Annotated in this window: 23 protein-coding genes and 1 tRNA gene; 5 read left to right on the top strand and 19 right to left on the bottom strand. The window is 35.6% G+C overall.

The window, feature by feature from the left end:
- Nucleotide 1: 1 nt before the first annotated feature.
- The 5 genes from tpiA to rpoN all read right to left on the bottom strand — a co-directional run bounded on the left by tpiA (nt 2) and on the right by rpoN (nt 5801).
- Entirely contained in the window at nt 2-757 is a 756-nt protein-coding gene (tpiA, locus tag OL233_RS08525; protein WP_126829809.1) for a triose-phosphate isomerase, read from the bottom strand.
- Between the two features lie 80 nt (nt 758-837).
- The gene (locus OL233_RS08520; protein ID WP_275471902.1) at nt 838-2037 is read right to left on the bottom strand and encodes a phosphoglycerate kinase; all 1200 of its coding nucleotides are present in this window, start codon (nt 2035-2037) and stop codon (nt 838-840) included.
- 104 nt (nt 2038-2141) lie between these two features.
- Nucleotides 2142-3146 (bottom strand): type I glyceraldehyde-3-phosphate dehydrogenase, encoded by a 1005-nt coding sequence (gene gap / locus OL233_RS08515; protein WP_126829805.1) that lies wholly within the window; start codon nt 3144-3146, stop codon nt 2142-2144.
- A 40-nt stretch (nt 3147-3186) separates the two neighbouring features.
- Nucleotides 3187-4224 (bottom strand): sugar-binding transcriptional regulator, encoded by a 1038-nt coding sequence (locus OL233_RS08510; protein WP_275471901.1) that lies wholly within the window; start codon nt 4222-4224, stop codon nt 3187-3189.
- A 245-nt stretch (nt 4225-4469) separates the two neighbouring features.
- Nucleotides 4470-5801 (bottom strand): RNA polymerase factor sigma-54, encoded by a 1332-nt coding sequence (rpoN, locus tag OL233_RS08505; protein ID WP_275471900.1) that lies wholly within the window; start codon nt 5799-5801, stop codon nt 4470-4472.
- A gap of 95 nt (nt 5802-5896) precedes the next feature.
- Between rpoN and OL233_RS08500 the strand changes: the two genes are divergently transcribed.
- The 3 genes from OL233_RS08500 (at nt 5897) to OL233_RS08490 (ending at nt 7154) form a co-directional block, all read left to right on the top strand.
- Nucleotides 5897-5968 (top strand) — tRNA-Arg (locus OL233_RS08500).
- 216 nt (nt 5969-6184) lie between these two features.
- Nucleotides 6185-6580 carry a hypothetical protein gene (locus tag OL233_RS08495; RefSeq protein ID WP_275471899.1) on the top strand — a complete coding sequence of 132 codons (396 nt, stop codon included), beginning with the start codon at nt 6185-6187 and terminating at the stop codon, nt 6578-6580.
- 133 nt (nt 6581-6713) lie between these two features.
- On the top strand, nt 6714-7154 hold the full coding sequence (locus OL233_RS08490) for a hypothetical protein (protein ID WP_275471898.1): 441 nt from the start codon (nt 6714-6716) through the stop codon (nt 7152-7154).
- A 106-nt stretch (nt 7155-7260) separates the two neighbouring features.
- On the opposite strand, the gene OL233_RS08485 is transcribed toward OL233_RS08490, so the two are convergent.
- Entirely contained in the window at nt 7261-8244 is a 984-nt protein-coding gene (locus tag OL233_RS08485; protein WP_275471897.1) for a hypothetical protein, read from the bottom strand.
- 263 nt (nt 8245-8507) lie between these two features.
- On the opposite strand from OL233_RS08485, the gene clpP reads away from it, so the two are divergent.
- Both clpP and OL233_RS08475 read left to right on the top strand, forming a co-directional pair.
- Entirely contained in the window at nt 8508-9089 is a 582-nt protein-coding gene (gene clpP, locus OL233_RS08480; RefSeq protein ID WP_275471896.1) for an ATP-dependent Clp endopeptidase proteolytic subunit ClpP, read from the top strand.
- A gap of 62 nt (nt 9090-9151) precedes the next feature.
- Nucleotides 9152-9682 (top strand): thioredoxin domain-containing protein, encoded by a 531-nt coding sequence (locus OL233_RS08475; protein WP_275471895.1) that lies wholly within the window; start codon nt 9152-9154, stop codon nt 9680-9682.
- A 24-nt stretch (nt 9683-9706) separates the two neighbouring features.
- On the opposite strand, the gene whiA is transcribed toward OL233_RS08475, so the two are convergent.
- The 13 genes from whiA to OL233_RS08410 all read right to left on the bottom strand — a co-directional run bounded on the left by whiA (nt 9707) and on the right by OL233_RS08410 (nt 24604).
- Nucleotides 9707-10642 (bottom strand): DNA-binding protein WhiA, encoded by a 936-nt coding sequence (gene whiA, locus OL233_RS08470; RefSeq protein ID WP_275471894.1) that lies wholly within the window; start codon nt 10640-10642, stop codon nt 9707-9709.
- Between the two features lie 34 nt (nt 10643-10676).
- On the bottom strand, nt 10677-11657 hold the full coding sequence (locus OL233_RS08465) for a gluconeogenesis factor YvcK family protein (RefSeq protein WP_275471893.1): 981 nt from the start codon (nt 11655-11657) through the stop codon (nt 10677-10679).
- On the bottom strand, nt 11654-12538 hold the full coding sequence (gene rapZ, locus OL233_RS08460; RefSeq protein WP_275471892.1) for an RNase adapter RapZ: 885 nt from the start codon (nt 12536-12538) through the stop codon (nt 11654-11656). Before rapZ ends, OL233_RS08465 begins: the two co-directional genes overlap by 4 nt.
- Before the next feature lie 110 nt (nt 12539-12648).
- Nucleotides 12649-15468: an excinuclease ABC subunit UvrA gene (uvrA, locus tag OL233_RS08455; RefSeq protein WP_275471891.1), complete on the bottom strand. Its 2820-nt coding sequence runs from the start codon at nt 15466-15468 to the stop codon at nt 12649-12651.
- Between the two features lie 13 nt (nt 15469-15481).
- Complete coding sequence (gene uvrB / locus OL233_RS08450; protein WP_275471890.1) at nt 15482-17488, bottom strand: excinuclease ABC subunit UvrB; 2007 nt, start codon at nt 17486-17488, stop codon at nt 15482-15484.
- A 62-nt stretch (nt 17489-17550) separates the two neighbouring features.
- A complete protein-coding gene (locus tag OL233_RS08445; RefSeq protein WP_275471889.1) occupies nt 17551-17904 on the bottom strand; it encodes a thioredoxin family protein in 354 nt (117 codons plus the stop codon).
- A 114-nt stretch (nt 17905-18018) separates the two neighbouring features.
- Complete coding sequence (locus OL233_RS08440) at nt 18019-19236, bottom strand: M20 metallopeptidase family protein (RefSeq protein WP_275471888.1); 1218 nt, start codon at nt 19234-19236, stop codon at nt 18019-18021.
- A 116-nt stretch (nt 19237-19352) separates the two neighbouring features.
- Nucleotides 19353-19841, bottom strand: coding sequence for a DedA family protein (locus OL233_RS08435; protein ID WP_275471887.1), 489 nt, complete (start codon nt 19839-19841; stop codon nt 19353-19355).
- Between the two features lie 7 nt (nt 19842-19848).
- Nucleotides 19849-20628, bottom strand: coding sequence for an archaetidylserine decarboxylase (gene asd, locus OL233_RS08430; protein ID WP_275471973.1), 780 nt, complete (start codon nt 20626-20628; stop codon nt 19849-19851).
- A gap of 11 nt (nt 20629-20639) precedes the next feature.
- A complete protein-coding gene (gene pssA, locus OL233_RS08425) occupies nt 20640-21152 on the bottom strand; it encodes a CDP-diacylglycerol--serine O-phosphatidyltransferase (protein ID WP_275471886.1) in 513 nt (170 codons plus the stop codon).
- 195 nt (nt 21153-21347) lie between these two features.
- Nucleotides 21348-22061, bottom strand: a complete 714-nt coding sequence (locus tag OL233_RS08420; RefSeq protein WP_275471885.1) for a YebC/PmpR family DNA-binding transcriptional regulator — start codon at nt 22059-22061, stop codon at nt 21348-21350.
- A gap of 142 nt (nt 22062-22203) precedes the next feature.
- On the bottom strand, nt 22204-22806 hold the full coding sequence (locus OL233_RS08415) for a YitT family protein (protein ID WP_275471884.1): 603 nt from the start codon (nt 22804-22806) through the stop codon (nt 22204-22206).
- Nucleotides 22807-22840: 34 nt separating this feature from the next.
- Complete coding sequence (locus OL233_RS08410) at nt 22841-24604, bottom strand: glycoside hydrolase family 35 protein (protein WP_275471883.1); 1764 nt, start codon at nt 24602-24604, stop codon at nt 22841-22843.
- Between the last annotated feature and the right edge of the window lie 9 nt (nt 24605-24613).

The following is a 24613-nucleotide window of genomic DNA, read 5'->3' as shown; positions in this document are numbered from 1 at the left end:
ACTATTTTACAGCCTCCAATAAAGCTAAGAATGAATCAGCTTCTAAAGCTGCTCCACCTACTAAAGCTCCATCAATATGTTCTTCAGCCATATACTCTTTAATGTTTTCTGGTTTAACGCTACCGCCGTATTGGATACGTACTTTATCGGCAACTTCTTGACCAAATTTGTTAGCAATTGTTTCACGAACAACGCCACATGTTTCGTTTGCATCAGCAGCTGATGATGATTTACCAGTACCGATAGCCCAGATTGGTTCGTAAGCTACAACTAAGTTAGCGACTTGCTCGTTAGTTAAACCATCTAATCCATTTTCAACTTGACCTTTAATCCATGCAGCTGTTTCGCCAGCTTCACGCTGTTCTAATGTTTCACCACAACATACGATTGGAGTCATACCATTAGCAATGATTGCTTTAGCTTTTTTATTGATGTCTTCATCAGTTTCGTGGAAGTACTCACGACGTTCTGAATGTCCGATAATAACATATTGTACACCTAAGTCAGCAATAGCTGCAGGTGAGTTTTCACCAGTGAATGCACCAGCATTTTCGAAATAGCAGTTTTGAGCTGAAACTTTTAATTCAGTTCCTTTAGCTGCTTCAGCTAAACTTTGTAAGAATAAAGCAGGTGATCCTACTACTGAATCTACTGCTGAGTTAGCAGGGATGTTATTTTTAACAGCTTCAACGAAAGCAATTGCTTCTGAAGCAGTTTTGTTCATTTTCCAGTTTCCGGCAATAATTGGTTTACGCATTTATATGATCTCCCTTTATATAGCTATCGTCCTATAAGTTAAAATAACTTATAGGACAACGGCCTATTATTTAGTGTCGTTTACTTTTCAGTTAACGCAGTTAAACCTGGTAAGTCTTTACCTTCTAATAATTCTAGAGAAGCTCCGCCACCAGTTGAAATCCATGAGAATTTATCAGCACGGCCTAAGTTGATTGCAGCAGCTGCTGAATCTCCTCCACCGATGATTGATGTTGCACCTTCTTGAGCTGCAATAGCATCCATAACTGAGATTGTTCCTTTAGCAAAATCTTCGTTTTCGAATACGCCCATAGGACCATTCCAAACAACAGTTTTAGCACCTTCAATTGTTTTTTCAAACAATTCGATAGATTTAGGACCGATATCTAAGCCTAAGAATCCTTTGTCTACAGCTTCACCTTCAGTTGCTTTAACTTCAGTGTAGCCAGCAAAAGCGTTAGCTTCGATTGAGTCTACTGGTAATACTAATTTATCGCCAGCTTTTTCGATCAATGTTTTAGCTAATTCTACTTTATCTAATTCAACTAATGAATCACCAATCTCGATACCTTTAGCAGCGAAGAATGTATAAGTCATTCCACCACCAACGATAACTTTATCAGCTTTTTCGATTAAGTTTTCAATAACACCAATTTTATCTGATACTTTTGAACCACCTAAAATCGCTACGAATGGGCGAACTGGCGCTTCAACTGCTTCTTTGATAAATTTGATTTCATTTTCCATTAAGAAACCTGCTGCTGCTTGAGAAACGTTTGATGAGATACCAACGTTTGAAGCATGAGCGCGGTGAGCTGTTCCGAAAGCGTCATTTACAAAGATGCCATCGCCTAAAGATGCCCAGTATTTTCCTAATTCAGAATCATTTTTAGATTCTTTTTTACCATCAACATCTTCAAAACGTGTGTTTTCAACTAATAAAACGCCACCTTCTGGTAAGTTGTTAATTGCAGTTTCTAAAGCTTCTCCACGAGTTACGCCTGGTACGAAAACAACTTCTTTACCTAATTTATCAGATAATGCTTTCGCAACTGGTGCAAGTGATTTACCCTCTTTGTCAGCTTCTTCTTTAACACGACCTAAATGTGAGAATAAAATTGCTTTCCCACCCTCAGTAGTGATGTGTTGGATTGTTGGAAGTGCTGCTGAAATACGGTTATCATTTGTGATTACGCCATCTTTTAAAGGTACGTTGAAGTCCACACGAACTAAAACTTTTTTACCTTTTAAGGCTAAATCTTTAACAGTTAATTTTGCCATAGTTGTTTTCCTCCTCATGTCTATCATTGAAATAAAAAAGCGAGGAAGCGCGATGCTTCCCCGCCTTATGTAGTAAATTAATTACAATTCGTTAGAACAGTTAATTAACCTAATTTAGCAAAGTATTCTAAAGTACGAACTAATTGAGCAGTGTATGACATTTCGTTATCATACCAAGCAACAGTTTTAACTAATTGTTGATCGCCAACAGACATAACTTTAGTTTGTGTTTCGTCGAATAATGATCCGTAAGTCATACCTACGATATCTGAAGAAACGATTGGGTCAGCTGTGTAACCGTAAGATTCGTTAGCTGCTGCTTTCATAGCTGCATTAACTTCTTCAACAGTTACTTTTTTGTCTAAGATAGTTACTAATTCAGTTAATGAACCAGTTGCTACAGGAACACGTTGAGCTGCTCCGTCTAATTTACCGTTTAATTCTGGGATTACTAAGCCGATAGCTTTAGCAGCACCAGTTGTGTTAGGAATGATGTTTTCAGCTGCTGCACGGGCACGACGTAAGTCTCCGCCTTTGTGAGGAGCATCTAAAGTATTTTGGTCACCTGTGTAAGCGTGGATAGTTGTCATTAAACCTTCAACAACACCAAATTCTTTGTTTAAAACGTCAGCCATAGGAGCTAGACAGTTAGTAGTACATGAAGCACCTGAGATAACTGTTTCTTCACCTGTTAAGATGTCGTGGTTAGTATTGAATACTACTGTTGGTACGTCGTTTCCGCCTGGTGCTGAGATAACAACACGTTTAGCTCCACCTTGTAAGTGAGCTTCAGCTTTTTCTTTAGAAGTAAAGAATCCAGTACATTCTAAAACGATATCAACACCTAGCTCGCCCCATGGTAATTCTGCTGGGTTAGCATTAGCTAATGTTTTAACTTCTTTTCCGTTAACTAAGAAATGATCTTCTTTAACTTCAACTTCACCGTTGAAACGGCCTTGAGTTGTATCATATTTTAATAAGTGAGCTAATTGTTTAGCATCTGTTAAATCGTTGATTGCTACTACTTCAATACCTTCTACTTCTTGGATACGACGGAAAGCTAAGCGTCCGATACGTCCAAATCCATTAATCCCTACTGTTACTGTCATGTGAGATTTCCTCCTTATGAAAATCAAAATTATTTTTATTTTAAAGAGTTTCCTCTTTTAAAATCTCATTTGCGGCACTTTCATCTGTAATTAGCCATGTTTGTTTTGGGGCATGTTTCATATAAGCTTTAATTGCGCGGGCTTTTTTAGCGCCACCAGCAACTGCTAGAATATAAGGAACTTTTTCCAAATCATCTAACTGTAAGCCAATACGTGGAATCTTATACACGACATTCCCTTCTTTATCGAAGAAATAGCCAAATGACTCCCCAACTGCTCCTGATTCTTTCAACATCACAAATTCTTCTTCAGACATGCCTCTTCTTTCGGCCATATGTAACGCTCGACCAATACTGTGAATCACACACGTTGATTCATCAATCAATCCTAATACTTGTTGAACGAATGGTTCTTGTAGTAATGATTGATACGTTTCCTTACTTACCCTTTCTGGTACGTAAAGTGGTCGTGATGTGCCACCTGTTTTAGCAGCCATCGTAGAACTGACTGAGTTCGCTTGGATACCAACCGACTCTCCAATTCCTCCGCGCGCTGGCACGAAAATATTATTACTAAGTTTATGATCCAGGACGGTCATATTTTCTGCAACAGCAGCCATCGTCGTGCCACCCATAACGGCAATGACATTCTCTTTATCTGGCAGTATCGTTCGAAGTGACTCTGAAACCATCAAACCAAAGCTCGCAAGTACCTTATCTTCGTCATCGCTGTTACCAGCGACAATCACACATTTTTCAATGTCAAAGTAATCTGCAACTTGTCGTTCTTTCTGTTTCATTCCTGAATATTGGCCCATAAGCGATTCTAATCCTAGCATAACGCTTTTCCCTTTCGGGGTGATTGTCATACCACTCTTAGATGCATCAATAAGACCTAAGTTCTTAAGTAAGTCTGTTTCAGTACGTAATACACGTTCTGTTAAACCTAATTTCAAAGCTAAGGTTCTTCTGCCAACAGGAGCCATCCAATCGATATTCTTTAAAACAAGATACCGTTCTTGTACGACTTGCATCGTATCAGGGGCAATTGCTTCAATTAATTCTAGTTGGTTTTCCATTACTATACTCCTTCGTGGGACTTCAAACGACCCAGTGTGTCATTCAGCGACCCATCAACTTTAAAAAAAAGGTGAAATTGAATTATACACTTACAATTCGCTCTCAACTAACTTACACATATAGTTTAACACCCTTTTTAATTTTTAGCAAGAAAAAACAACAAGCCTTATTCAGGCTTGCTGTTCTATACTATTCTTTGTGAAATAAAGGGGTACGCATTTAGAGTATCCATCACCTAAAATACTTAATCATCAAACCGTTTACGTTTACTCGATGATGGAATCCCAAGGGCATCTCGGTATTTAGCTACCGTTCTCCTAGATAGTTCTATTCCTTCTACTTGTAAAAGAGCTACTAACTTTTGATCAGATAATGGTTTTCCTTTATTCTCATTTTTTATCAATTGGTCGATTAGGCTTTTCGCATCTGAAGCGGAGACATCCTCCTCACTATTTTGATCACTTAATCCTGTCGTGAAGAACGACCGTAATTCGAAAATTCCAAAAGATGTTTCTAAATATTTGCCATTTACAGATCGGCTAATTGTAGATTCATGCACACTCAGCTCTTCTGCAATTTCTTTTAACATGAGAGGTTTTAAACGTCTGCCTTCTTCTAAGAAGAAATCCCGTTGACGATTTACAATCTCCATGCCCACTTTTAAAATAGTGTCTCCTCGTTGTGTCACGCTTTTTTTTATCCACTCAAACTCTGCTTTTTTCTCTTTTAGATAAGTATCAACTTCCTGATCGCCAGTCTGCTTCATTCTATCAAAATACTGTTGTTGAAAATTAACCGTAGGAAAAGATGTGCGCGTTGAACTAACTTCTAATCCTTCTTCTGTTTTTTTAACAATCAAATCTGGGCGAATGTATTGCTGAATGGTTTCTCCATATGCAGCTCCTGGGTTAGGGCTTAATAACTGAACAAAATCGTAAATTTTCTGGATAGCACCTAAGCTTATCTCATATTTTTTAGCAATAGCTTGCCATTTACGATTAGCAAAATTTTCAAACTCTTCTTCGATTACCAGGTATGCTAAATTTGGAGCTCCATTATCTCTTTCTATTTGTAACAATAAACATTCTTGTAAGTCTCTAGCTGCTATTCCTGGGGGGTCTAATTGTTGCAGTAAAGTCAATGCATCTACAACTTGAATATATGACACTCCTGTTGCACTCGCAACATCATTTAAATCTATAGATAAATAACCATTTATATCAATAAATTCTGCCAAATAGATCATTGTCTGTCTAATTGGAGTATCTCGATAATTCAAATGGATTTGTTCTAATAATGATTCAAATAAAGAAAGTCTATTGTCTGGAATTTGGTTCAAATAATTCGTTTCCTCTGTTTGAGCGGATGCCTTAGACGATGTTTTCACAGGTTGTTCATAAAATTCACCTTCAACTACTACATCCATTAAAGGGTTTTCCAACGCTTTATTTTCTAAAAAATGTTGAAGTTCATCTGAATTATACTGCAACATTTGAATGGATTGTTGCATTTGCTGTGTCATAGCCATTTTTTGAGTTTGCGATTGCTTTTGGGTCATACCTTGAAATAATTTCATACGGATCTCCTTTCAGTAAATTAACACATATAGTTCTTGTTCTCTATAAGTCCTTGCTATTTCATTTAATATTCGCTAAAATGGTCACTGTACTTGCACCCTTAGTGTAGTGGATATCACACAAGATTCCGGTTCTTGAGACAGGGGTTCGATTCCCTTAGGGTGTATTTTTATTATAATAGCAAAAACTAGTCGACTTGTGTCGGCTAGTTTTTTATGTTTCATAATGTCATTTTAACACAAAGTTGCCTTTTTCCCTACTTTTACTCTCCATGAACTAATTTCGTAAAATAGGTATTATTTAGGTCTTTTTTTCGATTTATTGTTTAGTTTTACTCAACAAGGTATAATTAGTACAGAAAGACGGAAGGACGGATAATAATATGATTTATAAAGATAATGATTATACACATCATATGGCCCATTTAACATCAAGTATGTGTAAAAAACAATTAGGTAATAATAAACCGTTATTTTTTGTTGGAGAAACTATTATTTCAGGATTTGTTGTTCCAGATGATGACCCAAAACTTGTAGCAGATAAAGATTCAGATAATAGTAATCCTCTATTTGATATCGCAGCAGCAAGCATTAGCATTCGTACAAAAGATGCTAAAGAAGAGCTTTCAGTTGATGAAATTTTTACAATCGAACCAACTTACCTATATTTAGAAGACGTAACAATCAAATCACTAGCAAGTGGGAATAAAACAACCCTTGCTGCATTTGCTTTACGTATTTCATCAATTGACGGCTTATCTGCTGGCTCTTTAGACTAAAACCTAAACTAAAGTTTAGGTTTTTTTATTTTTCGAAAAAAGTTCATATACTGTCCTATTTAATATGCTATTATAAAATAGAGTTAAAAATAAATTAATTTTCAACTCTATTTTATAATTCAAGGAGATTAAAATGAACAAACTACTAGTAACACTAAGCCTAATCTTTACACTTTTCTTGACAGGATGTGGGTTAATTTCACCTGAAAAAAAAATCTATTTATCTGAAGAAAAGATACAAGTCCTTAGTTCTTTAGAAACTAAACAAGAAATCATTGAAAAACTTGGCAAACCTTCTACAGAAATAACTAATCCAGAAAAACTTACAAAGAGAATAACGGCATCTAAATCACTTCTTACAGATCAAAAGAAAGAAGCACTTAATTCTAGTGATCCGACAGCTATAGAAAATCTTGAAGAAGTTATTGCAAATGCTGACTTACTATTAGGCAGACTTTCAAATCACGAAAAAGTTGAATGTCTTATTTACTACCGGAAAACCAATTCCGGTGATAAAATGGAAAAAGATGTTTATATTTATGACAACTCACTTCAATTTACTATAAGTCAATAAGCAGTACATCGCATAATTGATGACTACTAATTATAATAATATTTAGTAAAAAAACACTTTACAGATTATCACTAGATAATCTGTAAAGTGTTTTTTATTTAGACAATTATAAATTAGCTTCTAAAAATATATCGTAAACCTGTAAAACTTGTCTCAACGCGACTAATTCGACTTCTTTCAATTCTCTACTTTCAGAACCTTCTCTGCCTTTATAATGCAAACTGACATGTTTCGAACTTGCCATATCTCTTAGCATTTCAAGTTTGTCAGAATTAGGCGAGAACTCAACCCATTCCCAGGTTGTCCCTCCTGCTTCAGGTTTTGTTTCTTCCGTTTCTTCAATATCTTTTGGTAATCCAAGATCACGGTCTATTCGTACATCATAAGCATCCATCGTATACTCCATCGTATCCGTTTGAATTGTAAACTTTTGTAAATCCAATGCATCATCACCTGCATAAGAGTATCTAATCCACAAGTTCATAGTTAAATCTTCCATATCATCACGTCTTGATGTAACTAAATAAGGATACACCTGATTGGAACGATGATTATCTTCTAAATACGAGCTTGAATACCTCAAGTGTCCATTAACATCATCTTTTTCTAGATTATCTATTTTTTTAGATAATAATTGGTAAAGCTCTTTCGTACGTTTCTCTTTATCAATAGGCTTTTTATGCCCAACTTCTTTCGTAACCTCAGTTGCAACCTTAGTCTGAGTTTTTTTCGTCTCTGTTTCTTTTTTTACTTCTTCAGCAATCTCTTTTTCAAACTTAGGGGTTTGTCCAGTAATTTTTCTTTCTACACTACTCGCCATTTTAGTTAGCTCACCTGTCGTTGCCAAAGTAATAATAGCGATAAGAAGCAAGATAGCGTTTGAAGGTCTAATCCTAGTATTTGTTATTTTACCAATAACAAATGGATTAATTGTATTGATTATCCCCACTAGTGACGTTACTAACATAATTATAGCTGTTTTATTTGAAAATAAACCAGAATCTGTCATTAAATTTTTAGCGATGGTAAATGTACTCATAAAAAACACAAAAAACAACACACGATTGACTATTATTTTAAAATAACGCATATCAGGACCTCCATTTTTGCTTATAAGCTATTTTATTATCCGACCTTCTTATGAACATTTTACCATAATTCATTACATTAAAACTATATATATTACGTTTATATTACATTTTTTATTAAAGGTTCGTTAATTATAATGTTTTTTAACATAAATTATATTACTGTAATATTAATTATTGCATAAAAGTATAATTGTGGTCAAGTTTCTTCCTTTATGTTAGAATAAATAAGAGTTTAGAGATCTATTATGTAGGAGGAAAACAGATGAATTTAATTCCAACAGTCATTGAACAATCATCTCGTGGTGAACGTTCTTATGACATTTATTCAAGATTATTAAAAGATAGAATCATTATGCTAAGCGGTGGTATTGATGATAACGTAGCTAATGCTGTTATTGCACAACTACTCTTCTTAGATGCACAAGATTCTGAAAAAGATATCTACCTTTATATTAATTCACCAGGTGGGAGTGTATCTGCCGGTTTAGCTATTTACGACACAATGAACTTTGTTAAAGCAGATGTACAAACAATTGTATTAGGTATGGCTGCATCTATGGGAAGTTTCTTACTAACCGCTGGTACTAAAGGGAAGCGTTTTGCACTTCCTAATGCAGAAATTATGATTCACCAACCTTTAGGTGGCGCACAAGGTCAAGCAACTGAAATTGAAATTGCTGCCCGTCATATCCTAAATACACGTGAACGTTTAAATGCTATTTTAGCAGAACGTACAGGTCAACCTATTGAAAAAATTGCTCAAGATACTGACCGTGATAATTTTATGTCAGCAGAACAGGCTAAGGAATATGGCTTAATTGATGATGTAATGGTTAACCGTTAATCAAAAACAACTTAGAAAACTCTAAGTTGTTTTTTTCTCACTAAAAATAAAGGACGTGACACATGGATACATCAAAAATGAATGCGACATTTTTAAGTCATAATACAGGTATTTTAGTAGGACAAGATACTGCACCAATTAAACTTATTGAACTTATTAATGTGCGCTGCCCTTTCTGTAAAAAATGGCATGAGGATAATAACAAACTATTAATGACTCTTGTTTTAGAAGGTAAATTACAACGATGTATTAAATTATATGATAAAGATAAACCTGGACTAGACAAAGGGAACATCATGCACCGTTTTATATCAAAAACTGATGGTCAACTTGCTGTAGAACAACTTACTACCATATATAATACTCAAAATACTTGGGGGAATTTTGAAGCATTTAATGATATTAGTAACTATGCTAAAAATGACTTAAAATTAGAAGAAGATTATCGTAAAAATTTCAGTTCAATTATTCAGCAAGAGGCAACAAAAGCCAATATCCCTTTTGTACCTACAATGGTTATCAATAATCATATCTTTGATCAAAGTATATCTCATGAAACACTTCTAAATTTATTAGAGAAACAAAAAGCTTAGTCACAATGGACTAAGCTTTTTGTTTTATAGTTTATTTTCTCTTAGTTTTTCTGCATACTCAGTTAACTTACGAATACGATGATTAATTCCTGATTTAGAAATAGCACCTGAGGGCACCATTTCCCCAAGCTCTTTTAAACTAATTTCCGGATGTTCCAAACGTAACTCTGCAATTTCTTTTAGTTTTTGTGGCAAGTGATTCAAACCAATCATTTGATCAATATACTCGATATTATCAATCTGTTTTTGTGCAGCATTAATCGTCTTACTTAGATTTGCAGTCTCACAGTTAACCATACGATTAACTGAATTTCTCATATCCCTAACAATGCGAATATCTTCAAATTTAAGCATACTTGTTGTTGCGCCGATTAAGGTTAAAAAATCAGCAATATCTTCCGCACCTTTTAAGTAAGTTATATAGCCATTTCGGCGCTCTAGAGTTCTCGCATTCAAATTGTAATAAACCATCATCTCGCAAACATCTTTACTGTGTTGCTCGTATAATGAATATATCTCAAGATGATAACGACTAGTTTCCGGATTATTCACTGAACCACCTGCTAAAAACGCTCCCCTTAAATATGAACGCATTTTTTGCGCATTCCCCATAATACTTGGAGAAACTGTATCAGTGAACATTGAATTCTCTACAATCTCTAAATCATTCAGAATACGCTCTGTATCTTGCTTCAAACGAACAATATAGATATTATTTTTCTTCAACTTCATTTTACGACGAACCAGCAACTCGCTTTGGACATCATAATGTTCTTTGAGCAATGAGTAAATCCGTCTAGCTGTTGCCGCATTCTCAGTCTGTACATTCAGTACAAAATGGCGATTTGACAATGTCAAAGCACCATTCATTCTGATAATTGCAGCTAACTCCGCTTTTGCATGTTCTTTATGAACTTCTAGTGTTGTTAGTTCTTTTTTTACATCTGCTGCATACGACACGTTGTTTCCTCATTTCTTCGTTTTGCTTACTATCTTAATAAAGTAATCTAAATACTTCATCTACAACTTTATCACGATCATGGAAAACTCCACCATCACGTAACTTTAAGAAATCAGTAGAAATAACACGACAGCCTTCTTCTCGTAATCCTTGGAAATCATGACTAACTTGAACTAAGTACTCATCATAAATTTCAGGATTCATATATCCCTCCGGTACATTTTCAATGTTAACCAAAACTGTATCAATAAATTGACGATTCAAGTGCTCGTGTAATACTTTCACATGATCGGCATCAGAAAAATGTTCCGTTTCACCTTTTTGAGTCATAATATTACAAATATAAACAACTTCACCTTTTGCATTCGCCAAAGCATCGCCAATATCTTGAATCATAATATTAGGTAAAATACTTGTGTACAAACTACCCGGCCCTAAAATGATCATGTCTGCTTCTTCTATGGCTTTTATAACTTTTCGAGCTGCTTGTGGTTCTTCCGAATTATTCGTATTCGTCACGTAAACATGGTCGATTTTTTTACGATGTTTCGTAATTTTAGATTCCCCAGACTCTTCTGTCCCATCTTCAAAAACAGCGTGTAGCGTCAACGGTTCTTCCGAAGCAGGATAAACTGCACCTTCAATATGCATGATTGTAGATAACAGTTGAATCGCCTCGTAACTACTCCCTTTCATTTCTGCAAGAGCAACGATAATTAGATTGCCTAATGAATGATTCGCTAAAAACTTATCTTCTTTATTAAAACGATACTGAAATAAATCTTCATATAATTTTGGCATATCAGAAAGTGACACTAAAACATTTCTTAAATCTCCAGGAGGGGCAACATTTATAGTCGAACGAAGTGAACCACTGCTGCCACCATCATCGGCAACTGTTACCACTGCTGTGATATCTGCACTTTCATCCCGTAATCCTTTTAAAATAACAGGAAGTCCCGTGCCACCACCTATGACTACAATTTTAGGCTTTCTTATACGGTAAGTTTTCATGAACGATTCACCGACTCTTTGCGTTTATCTTTATCACGATGAGTCGTATTAACAGGATACTCCACAGCTAAAGCCTTCCCTACTCTTTCAGTTAAAGCAACCGAACGATGTTGCCCACCCGTACATCCTATTGCAATAGTCAAACTCGTTTTACCTTCTTTTTTGTATCCGGGCAAAATACTGCTAACTAAATCATAAAATTTTGTATAAAACTCTTCTGTCTCAGGGAAACTCATCACATAATCATAAACCGGTTGGTCCATACCTGTTTGTGGACGTAATTCGTCAATATAATGAGGGTTAGGTAAGAAACGAACATCCATTACAATATCTGCATCAATTGGCAGACCATATTTAAAACCGAATGAAACCATTTCAACACGGAACATTTTTGTTTCTGTTGTTTTATACTCTTTGATTAACATTTCTCTCAATTGACGTGGACTAAGTTCAGTTGTGTCAATTACAAGTTGGGCATCACCTTTAATTTCTTCTAGCAAGCCTCTTTCCTTACGAATTCCTTCTGTTACAAGACCATCCATAGCAAGAGGATGAGTACGTCTTGTTTCTTTATAACGAGAGACTAACTCTTCATCGGTAGAATCTAAAAAGATAACACTTGTATCAACCATTTTTGTATTTTCAATTTCAACTAACATATCTTGAATTTCTTCAAAAAACGCACGTGAACGTAAATCAATTACTAAAGCAATTTTTGTTACTTTTCCAGATTCTTTAATCAATTCCCAAAACTTAGGTATTAAACGTGGTGGTAAGTTGTCGATACAGAAAAAACCCATATCCTCAAAACTTTGCATAGCAACAGTTTTACCTGCCCCACTCATACCAGTAATGATGACTAACTGTAAACTCTCAACCATTTGACCATCTCCCTTTTCTTTATCTAGATAATTATATCATACCGGGCGTATCCACTCAATCTATTGTCTTATCAAAAAAAGAGGGGTTCTTATAATAAGAACCCACTCTCTTAATCTAATACTGCTTTTAAATAGTGACCAGTGTAGCTTCCTTCTACTTTAGCAATTTTTTCTGGTGTTCCTGTTGCAAGGATTGTTCCACCACCATCTCCACCTTCTGGACCTAAGTCAATCAGATGGTCTGCCGTTTTTATTACATCTAAATTATGCTCAATGACTAATACTGTATTACCAGCATCTGCAAGTCTATTCAACACCTCTAATAATCTCGCGATATCATCCGTGTGCAACCCTGTCGTCGGTTCATCTAAAATATAGAAACTATTGCCTGTTGAACGCTTATGAAGTTCACTCGCAAGTTTCATGCGCTGTGCTTCTCCACCAGATAAAGTTGTCGCTGGTTGGCCTAGTGTAACATAACCTAACCCAACATCCACTATCGTTTGAATTTTTCGTTTGATTTTTGGAATATGTTCAAAAAACTCAACCGCATCATCACAAGTCATATCTAATATATCTGAAATATTTTTACCTTTATAGGTTACCTCTAACGTTTCAGAGTTATAGCGTTTACCATGACACACTTCGCAGGGAACATACACATCAGGCAAGAAATGCATCTCTATTTTAATAATACCATCGCCACGACAAGCTTCACAACGACCGCCCTTCACATTAAAACTAAAACGACCTTTCTTATAACCACGAACCTTAGCCTCTGTTGTCTGAGCAAATAAATCACGAATATCATCAAACACACTTGTATAAGTAGCAGGATTACTACGTGGCGTTCTTCCAATCGGACTTTGGTCAATGCTAATCATTTTATCAACCGTCTCATAACCCGTCATCTTTTTAAATTTGCCTGGCTTAGCTGAATTACGATTAATCTTTTGAGCCAATGCTTTCTTCAATATCTGATTGACCAGTGTACTTTTTCCGGAACCTGAAACTCCTGTCACTGCGACGAATTTACCTAATGGAAACTCAACCGATACGTTTTTTAGATTATTTTCTGAAGCACCTGTAATTTTTAATTTCTCGCCATTCCCTTTACGTCGCTCTTTAGGAACTAAAATCTTCTTCTTACCTGATAAGTATTGTCCTGTTAATGAGTTAGGGTCTTTTTCAACTTCTTCTGGTGTTCCAGCAGAAACAATTTCGCCCCCTCGGGCTCCAGCTCCTGGACCTATATCGATTAAGTAATCGGCGGCACGCATCGTGTCTTCATCATGTTCAACAACGATTAGTGTATTACCTAAATCGCGCATTTTTTTCAGCGATTCTATTAAGCGATCGTTGTCTCGTTGGTGCAAGCCAATTGAAGGTTCATCTAATATGTAAAGTACACCAGATAAATTAGAACCAATCTGAGTCGCTAGACGAATACGTTGCGCTTCCCCACCTGATAATGTTCCTGAAGCTCGACTTAATGTTAAGTAATTAAGTCCGACATTTTCTAAGAAGCTCAAACGGTCTCTCACTTCTTTTAGGATAGGTTTAGCTATCGCTGTTTCTTGCTCATTTAGTTCCAAACTCTTGAAGAATGCCAATGCATTTGAAATCGAATAATTACTGATTTCTCCAATATGTTTTCCTTCAATTTTGATAGAAAGTGCTTGAGGATTTAAACGATTCCCTTTACATGAGGTACATGGTAATTCTGTCATATACGTTCTCATTTGCTCACGAACATAATCACTATTGGTTTCATGAAAACGACGTTTAATATTTTTTAAAATCCCTTCAAATGGTACTTCTACATCTCTTACGCCACCAAAATCATTTTCATAGTGAAAATGGAAGGTTTTACCGTCTGAACCATTTAGTAATAAGTTCTTTTGATCTTTAGTTAACGTTTCATAGGGGACAGTCATATCAATTTTAAATTGTTTACACGCCTGTTCTAGCATCTGCGGATAGTAATTAGATGTCACTGGATTCCAAGGTGTAATCGCTCCTTCACTAAGGCTCAAGCCTTGGTCAGGTACAACCAAATCCTCATCTACCTCTAGTTTCATTCCTAATCCATCACAGTCAGAACACGCCCCGTACGGCGCATTAAATGAGAACAATCTAGGTTCGAGCTCACCTACCGTAAAGCCGCAATGCGGACAGGCATAGTGTTCACTAAATAATAGCTCTTCCTGCCCTATAACATCCACTAAAGCGTATCCTTCTGCTAATCGTAATGAGGATTCAAAAGAGTCGAATAAACGTGAACGAATGCCATCTTTAACCACGATACGGTCAACAACAATCTCAATGTCATGCTTTTTATTTTTTTCAAGTTCAGGAATTTCTGTTATATCGTATAATTCGCCGTCAATTCTGACACGGACATAGCCTTCACGTTTTACAGTTTCAAAGACTTTTTTATGCTGTCCTTTTTTTCCTTTTACCAACGGTGCTAAAATTTGAATTTTTGTTCGTTCTGGTAACTCCAATACTCTATCTACCATCTGCTCAACGGATTGACTTGATATTTCTGTTCCATCATTTGGACATATCGGGTGACCGACACGAGCAAATAATAAACGTAAATAATCATTGATTTCTGTCACAGTCCCTACAGTCGAACGAGGGTTTTTACTTGTTGTTTTTTGGTCAATTGAAATAGCTGGACTCAATCCCTCGATACTATCTACATCGGGTTTATCCATTTGTCCTAAAAACTGTCTGGCGTATGCTGATAAACTCTCAACATAACGGCGCTGTCCTTCAGCATATAACGTATCAAACGCTAACGAACTTTTTCCAGATCCTGATAAACCTGTTACAACTACGAATTTATCACGTGGAATTGTCACATCCACATTTTTTAAGTTATGAGCACGTGCTCCACGAATTACTATTTTGTCATTTGCCACAATCTAACCTCCACTACTTGTTTCCCGCTTTTAACTCGAGTACGGTATCTCGTAACGTTGCTGCACGTTCAAAGTCAAGACTCTTGGCAGCTTCTCTCATCTCATGTTCAAGCTTCATAATAACATCTGCTTTTTCTTTTTTAGATAACTCATCGTACTGTTCAGATATACTAACCTTCCCACCTTTACCATTTTTACCGGCAGGTTTAGAAATGCTGATTAAATCACGGATTTCTTTGATAATTGTTTTCGGAACAATGGCATGTTCTTCATTATAGGCTTCTTGAATGCCACGACGACGAGCAGTTTCTGACATTGCTTTTTCCATAGAATCTGTAATCTTATCTGCGTATAAAATAACTTTCCCTTCTGAATTACGAGCGGCACGTCCAATGGTCTGAACAAGAGAACGCTCACTTCGTAAGAAGCCTTCTTTATCCGCATCCAATATCGCAACTAAGGATACTTCTGGAACATCGATTCCTTCACGAAGCAAGTTGATACCGACAAGAACATCAAATTCACCCAATCTTAAATCGCGAATAATCTCCGTTCGTTCCATGGTTTTTATATCACTATGGAGATACTTCACTTTAATTCCGATCTCTTTCAGATAGTCTGTTAAATCTTCTGACATTTTCTTAGTTAACGTTGTGATAAAGACGCGTTCATTTTTCTCTATACGCTCATTAATCTCACCAACTAAATCATCAATTTGTCCCATAATTGGACGAACCTCAACAACCGGATCAAGCAAGCCTGTTGGACGAATAATTTGTTGAATAATACGATCTGTACGTTCTTGTTCATATGGGCCTGGTGTTGCTGAAACATAAATAATTTGATTAACATGTTTTTCAAATTCTTCTAATTTTAAAGGTCTATTATCTAATGCACTAGGTAAACGGAACCCATAGTCGACAAGCATTTGCTTACGTGCCCTATCCCCATTGTACATCCCACGGATTTGTGGAAGTGACACATGTGATTCATCCGCTACAATTAAGAAATCATCTGGGAAGAAATCTAATAAGGTGTACGGTGCTTCACCTGGCTGTCTACCGTCCATAAATCTTGAATAGTTTTCAATGCCTGAACAATACCCCATCTCACGCATCATCTCTATGTCATAATTAGTTCGTTGCTCTAAACGTTGTGCTTCGATTAACTCATCATTTTCTCTTAGTTCAGTCAAACGCCCCTCTAATTCTTTTTGAATTGCTTCAATCGCCACTTCCATCTGTTCCTCGTTGGTTACAAAATGTTTAGCTGGGAATATGGCAACATGTTCTCTCTCACCAACAATCTCACCTGTTAAAGCATCGACTTCACGGATACGTTCAACTTCATCGCCAAAGAACTCAATCCGCATAGCATGTTCATCCCTAGAAGCTGGGAAAACTTCAATAACATCACCACGAACTCTAAAACGACCGCGTTGAAAATCAATGTCGTTACGTTCGAATTGAATATTAACAAGCCCTTCTATTAATTGGGCACGGTCCATTTCCATTCCTTCCCTAATTGAAAAGACTTGATCTTGGTATTCATTAGGATTCCCTAAACCATAAATACATGACACGGAAGCCACCACAATAACATCGTTACGTTCTAATAATGAACTTGTAGCGGAATGTCGTAGTTTATCAATCTCATCATTTATACTTGCATCTTTCTCAATATAGGTATCACTAGACGGAACATACGCTTCTGGTTGATAATAATCATAGTAACTGACAAAATACTCAACCGCATTATTTGGAAAGAATTCTTTTAACTCACTATAGAGTTGTCCAGCTAATGTTTTATTATGCGCTAAAACAAGGGTCGGCTTATTTACTTCTTTAATCACATTAGAAATTGTAAATGTTTTACCTGTCCCTGTCGCCCCTAATAGAATTTGTTCTTTCTTCCCATCATTTAAGCCGTCTACTAACTGCTTAATCGCCTCGGGTTGGTCCCCTGCTGGCTCATATTTTGAAACTAAATCAAACTGTTTTTGGTCGTCACGTTCTATCATTAAAATCCCCCTTGCCTGTTCTTACTCATTGTCTCTATTTTAACATACCGAACATACTTTCGCTATTGTGAATCACTTTCATCGGCTAACATTTCTTGATAACCCGTTATGATTTTATCAACTTCTTGACTAAAGTCACGAGTATTAATCATTCGTGCTTTTCTTAGATATTCTCTACCTTCTACAAATAACAGCATGACAGGCACTGTCAAAACATTAAAAACTTCGGCTACTTCGGGAACCTCTAAAGCATCTAATTCAACCAAACTTATTCCCTCGTATTTTCCCATTATCGTTTCAACTTGTGGTTTTAAACCATGACAGACACTACAGTTTTCTTGACCTATATAAATGAACGCTAAGTTATTGTCTTCTATATTTTTTTGAACCTCTTCTATTGTTTTTAATTTTTTCACATTCTGTTCCTCCTATTGATTTCTCTATACCCTCTATTTTAGACTACTTATTTTTTATTGAACAGAAGTTAGCCTACAAAAAAACGATCGGGAAAGTCCCAATCGTTTTAGCATTTATTTTGTGTTTTCTGTTAACCAAGCAATCGCACTTGCTACATAAGCTGCCGCACCATATGGCAGCGCATCTTCTGATAAAACAAGTTTAGGATGATGAACAGGATATGGATGTGATACTCTTGCATCTGCTGCGCATAACCCTAACATTAAGACTGGGACTTGTTGACTGACATAAGCAAAATCTTCTGATCCCATATTGGCTGACATTCCCGGCATATCAGCTAAATTAAAGGCCTTATCCTTACCAATAAAATCAGCTAAATGTTTCGCAACTGGTTCAATAACACTACTATCACTAACAAGAGTTGGACAACCATTTGTAAAGATACATTCCCCTTCACATCTAAATGCTGCTGCGACATGCTGTGTAATCTCTTCCATACGTTTTTTCACCTGCTCACGGACATCTAAATCTAAGGTGCGAAGCGTCCCCTTCATCACGACACTTTCAGGAATAACATTCGACGTATTTCCTCCATGAATTTCTCCTACAGTAAGAACAACCATCGCATCTGCTGGTAATTCTCGACTATGAATTTCATGTAATGCCGTATGAACATGACAGGCAGCCGTAATTGGATCAATTGCATTGTGTGGCATTGAACCATGCCCACCTTGTCCGTTAATTTTAATTTCGAACCAGTCGGCTGAAGATTGAGTAATTCCCGGTTGAGATATAACCACCGTCCCATTATCAGCTGGCACTCCTGGTGCAACATGAATCATAAGCCCTGCATCGACTTTAGGATTCTCTAAAAGACCATCTGCAATCATATCTTTCGCACCCTCTAGAATTTCTTCTGCGGGCTGAAACATTAATTTAACTTGTCCAGGTAACTCCTTTTCATGATTTTTTAAAATTTTAGCTGCTGCTAATAACATAGTGGTATGGAAGTCATGCCCACAGGCATGCATAAACTCATTTGTAGATTTAAACTCTAAGTCTGTTTCTTCTACAATAGGTAACGCATCCATATCTCCACGAAGTAAAAATACTTTTCCCGTATCTGCCCCAACTAAAGCAGTAAGCCCTGATTTACCACAGTTTTGAGGATTATAACCCATTTCAATTAATCTAGATTTTACAAAATTGACAGTATTTGTCAAATTAAACTCTGTTTCAGGATTTTCGTGTAAGACACGGCGATTGGCGACTATCTCATCTTTCATTTCTAACGCTTCTTTTAAAATACTATCTTTTAATTTTTTAATCATGATAATCTCTCCTTTATATCTCTTTATTATACGCTCATAAAATAAAAAAATATAGATAACTTTTACAGATAAAAAAAGACTAACAAATATTATATTTTGTTAGTCTTTTCATATATTTATTTTAAGATCCCTGCAAATCTACCTACTAGTAGGTAAAAAAGTGTCCAGATAAAAGCCGCTATAACACCGACAGTTAAGTACTTTTTGATTGAATAATGTGTCATACCACAAAAGTAAAAAGTCATATGACGAAAACCTGGAATAAAGAACCCCATGATGATAGTGAGAAAGCCGTATTTATCCATCCACCTATCAACACGATCAAGTTTATTCTGATTTATACCTAACCATTTAAAAATACCATGAACCGCTTTACTACCTATATATTTACCAATACAATAACTGATCGTCATACCAAGAACAGTCCCTAACATTGCAACACAAAGGGCTATAATAAAGTTAATCTTATCTGTATTTGAGTAATAACCTATGATACTCATTAATACTTCATCCGGAACTGGCAAACCAACTAATCCCAAAATTAAAGATAAAAATATCGTGATATAACCGTAGTTAACAATATAAAATTCAAACTTTTCCGTCACCGCGATGTTACCCCCTGTCAGAGATAATCGTTGCTACTTTATCCCCTAAATTTATAGGCTGCTCTTTTTTTATACCTTCAGACCATTCAATTGATTTATTCATAAAGAATAGGACGACTGTCGAACCAAAGTTAAAATATCCTAATTCGTCCCCTGCTGATACTGTCGAACCATTCTCAAATGTCTCTTGAATAGAATTTATGTTTAATGCTCCAACAGGCACGTAAAAATCATCATTCATTTGATAGACGCCACGATGGTTCTTAGTAAATAGACCGTCAATATACGTTGTAGCTGCATCATTTACAGGATAAGACTGTTTGCCCAATTTACGTAACATATTATATTTCCCGCTTATCGGCGCATGAAAACGATGATAATTCTTTGGACTTAAATATAAAATAATAAAATGGCTATTGCTAGTATCAATCGTATCATCGCCCAATAATTCTACTAAAGAGTAATAATTATCCTTTATAAAAAATTTTTTATCCTTCGTAATTTGACCAAAATCTTTCACTCTAGCTTCGACCGGACTGACATAAATTTTATCCGATTGTTCAAATTTAATAGCCGATAAATCCATTTTACGAGTAAAAAAATCTTGTAATGATTTATATTCTGAAAGCGGACGGTTTATTGTTGTTTCAGATACTTGATAGTGTTTGATATACCAAGGAATTAATTTTGAACTCCATTTTGAGCCGGTTATTTTATCTGCACACTTTGCAAAAAATGACGTCTTTAAAACAGAGGTCCAACTTTTATAAACTATTTTTTTTAACATCAACAAACTACTTACTCCTCATCCGGTTCTATATTTTTAAAATTAGGCAATCTTAAATTACTAACCATTAAAATTCCTAAAGCAATAACGATAATATAGTAAACTAATAAACGATTGACTTCAAAATAAGCCAACAAACTCAATAACGCTGCTCCTGGAACTGGTAAACCAATAAATACTTTCAGCTTACTCTGTTCTGAATTAAACCTTGCTAAACGGATCGCTGCACAGCTTAAATAAATAATAGCTACAAATAATTTGACTAATGGATGACCTGCTGTCGTCAACAACATAATCATTGGTGCTGTCCCGAAAGTCACGATATCCGCTAATGAATCTAATTCCTTACCAAAATCTGATGAATTACCAACTCGTCTTGCTGCTCTACCATCCACAGCGTCAAAAGATGCTCCCAGCAAAATAAACACAGCTGCTAGGTCTAAATTACCTTCCATTGTAAACATTATCGATAGTAACCCACTTGTTAAGTTTAACAAAGTCAGTATGTTGGGTAATTGTTTCATGTTATCCTCTCCAAACCCTTTAATATAAATCTACTTACTAGCTGACTTTATTAAACAAGCCACTGCCAAAAAGTATTCCTATAAACTATATCATATAACTGATTATTTTTGCTATTTACATTTTATTTTAGCTGAACTTTAATAATAGACTGATATTAAAAAAAAAGACCGTAAACGATCTTTCTTTCCTTACTATTATAACTCTACATTGTGGTGAACTTTTTGAACATCGTCTAAATCTTCTAACACATCGATTAATTTTTCAAATTTTTCTAAATCTTCACCTTCAAGACTAACTTCATTTTGAGCTAACATCTCTAATTCTGCTACTGTAAATTCTTTTACGCCATTCTCTTGTAAAGCGTTACGTACATTATTGAAATCTTCTGGTTCAGCATAAATGATAACTTGACCTGCTTCTGCCATAACATCACGTACTTCAATATCTGCTTCTAATAACGTTTCAAACATTTCATCTGCATTATTACCTTCGTATGCGAAAACAGCTGTATTATCAAACATGTAAGCAACTGCACCACTCACACCCATGTTACCGCCATTTTTACCATATGCTGCACGAACGTCTGACGCTGTACGGTTAGCATTGTTTGTAAGAGCATCAACAATAATCATAGACCCGTTTGGTCCGAAACCTTCATAACGTAACTCTGAGAACGTTTCATCACTTGAGCCTTTTGCTTTATCAATAGCACGATCAATAACGTGTTTCGGTACATTATATGTCTTAGCACGATCAATAACTGATTGTAACTTTTGGTTTAGAGCCGGATCAGGTTCACCTTGTTTTGCTGCAACGTAAATCTCTACGCCAAATTTTGCATATATCTTACTATTAGCTGAATCTTTTCCAGCTTTTTTTTCTTTAATATTTTCCCACTTACGACCCATTATATTCATCTCTTTCCTAGTTCAATTTTTATACTTGTTCATTATACTAAGTAATCGCCTATTTGTTAAGGATTATTTATATTTATTTCTGAACCAGATAAAAGGTTATTTCTTTTTTTTAACTATTATTTTTAATAACTATTTATATTAATTGCCCTTTTGCTTTTGCTTCTAATAAGAAATTAAGCAGGTACGAATTAACATAACTAAATAACACACCTACTATAATAGATAACCATCCATATGTCAGTACCCCCACTGCTAACACACCAAAATTAATATAACGAATCAATACTGCTACTTTTATTTTCGGTTTATTTTTATGAATAATTAAGGCAATAACATCCATACCTACAGTCGAAGAATTGGAAGAGATACAACAATAATACCCTATTGCGATAAAGACACTTGCTAGCATAAAATCGATAGGTAAATTGACTGTTGCACTAAATGGTAGAGAGTAGAACATGCTAAAAAATAGCATATAACAACAACTACTTATCAGTGATCTGAAAAAATTAGCCTTTCCAAGGGAAATATAACAGGCCAATAATAACAGTAACGTCACACCATTAGACAAATATAATAACGGTAAGTGTGTTATTTTTTCTAATATCATGGCGACACTTGTCACACCACCATTTATAATGTCATTCGGCTTCATCCATTTTGCATAGGCAAAACCCATAAACATATTACCAATAATAATTTTTATAAAAGGGACAGCTTTACGTTCAAGTTGCATACTTTACTACCTAACTTTCTATTTAGCTCGTTTTTCAATCCACATAAACAGGGTGGTCACTAAAACTAACATTTTCGATTTCATTACCTTCTGTTTCAAATATAATAAGAGTATTTACACCATTTCTCCATAATTCTTTAGGTACGAATAAATAAGAGGTTGGTCCTTTACTCCAATAACGTCCTAAATGAAATCCATTTAAATAAACAACACCTTTCCCAAAATTACGACAATCTAAAAATGTATTTTCTGGTTTAGGCACCTTTACTTCACACCTATAAAAACTTGGACTTCCTTCTATCCATTCTTTTGAAAAATCAATTTCCTTACTATTATCTAACGATAAATTATAATGTTCCCATCCACTGATATAATGAATATCTTCTCTGATACCACCACGAATTCCCTTTCTTTGTTGAGGTGATATCAGTGTTGGTCCATAATTATTTCGCCCTTGATTTTCAACTAAAATATCAAGAATATTTCTTTCAAAAGGCAAGTCAACAGGAACTTCTTCTCCTACTTCATTTTGATACTGAGTGGCTTTTAATTCATTGTTAACAAAAAATTGCACTCTGTCCCCTGTTTCAGTCACTTTTAAAGCAGTCTTTCTGGGCCCTGTTAACTCGGTTCGGTACATGATATAACCAAACGATTGACCCATTTCTTCCATTGTTAAAGGGTAGTCATTTTTTACAGGTGACGTCAGGTCTGTAAGGATTGACGGTAAACTTACTTTCTCCTTCACTTGAAAACAACCTATATTTTTAAAAACTGGCAATTTTGGTTCAAATGTTTCCACATTTGGACATTCCTCTTCTATTACTTTTTGAATAGCGTAGAATTTTTCGGTTGGCATCCCCCACTCTGTCAGCGGTGCATCGTAATCATAAGAGGTTATCTGGGGAGTGCTATGAGTAAATTGGTCCGAACAGCCATTGTAAAAACCAAAATTTGTCCCGCCATGAAACATATAGAAATTAATACTCCCACGCTTTAAAATTTCTCTTACTTCCTCAGCGGTTTCATTCGGATCACGTTTAATAATTTCTTCGCCCCAATTATTAAACCAGCCGTCCCAAAATTCCATACACATTAAAGGTGCTTCTTTGCCATACTTCATATGATAAGCCTCTAGTGCTTTAAAATTTGAATTCGCGTCCGAACCAAAATTAGCCGTCGCTAATACACTATCTTCTGCTAATCCTCCCGAATCTAATGCGGCTTCCCAACCACCGTCTGATGTAAATAGTGGGATTTCAGCCCCATATTTTTTTAATAAAGAAGCAATTAATTTTAAATAATCTTTATCATTTCCAAAAGAACCATACTCATTTTCAACCTGCATCATGAGTACACTCCCTCCTTGAGTTGTTTGATAAGGAAATAGACGTGGAATTAATTCACTATAATAATCATCTACTGCTTGAATATATCCATTATATTGACTTCTTATCCTCATTTTAGGGTCCTCAAGTAACCAGGCCGGAAGACCGCCAAACTCCCACTCTGCACATATATATGGTGATGGTCTAAGAATAATAAAGAGTTCCATTTCCTGAGCAAGTTTACAAAATGCTTCGATATCGGCTAGTCCTTCAAAATTAAACTTCCCTTTTTGAGGCTCATGTACGTTCCATGGAATATAAGTCTCTACTGTATTACACCCCATAGCCTTCAAATTATATAATGTATCTCTCCATTTCTCAGGGATTATCCTAAAATAGTGCACCGCTCCGGATATAAGTTTGGTCGGCTTACCATCTATCAAAAACTCTTTATTCACCTCAAACTTCAATGTATTATT

It is taken from the genome of Vagococcus proximus (assembly GCF_029143285.1).
Classification (GTDB): domain Bacteria; phylum Bacillota; class Bacilli; order Lactobacillales; family Vagococcaceae; genus Vagococcus_D; species Vagococcus_D proximus.
Note: the sequence above shows the minus strand (reverse complement) of the source record. Positions and strands in the feature narration are given on the sequence as shown.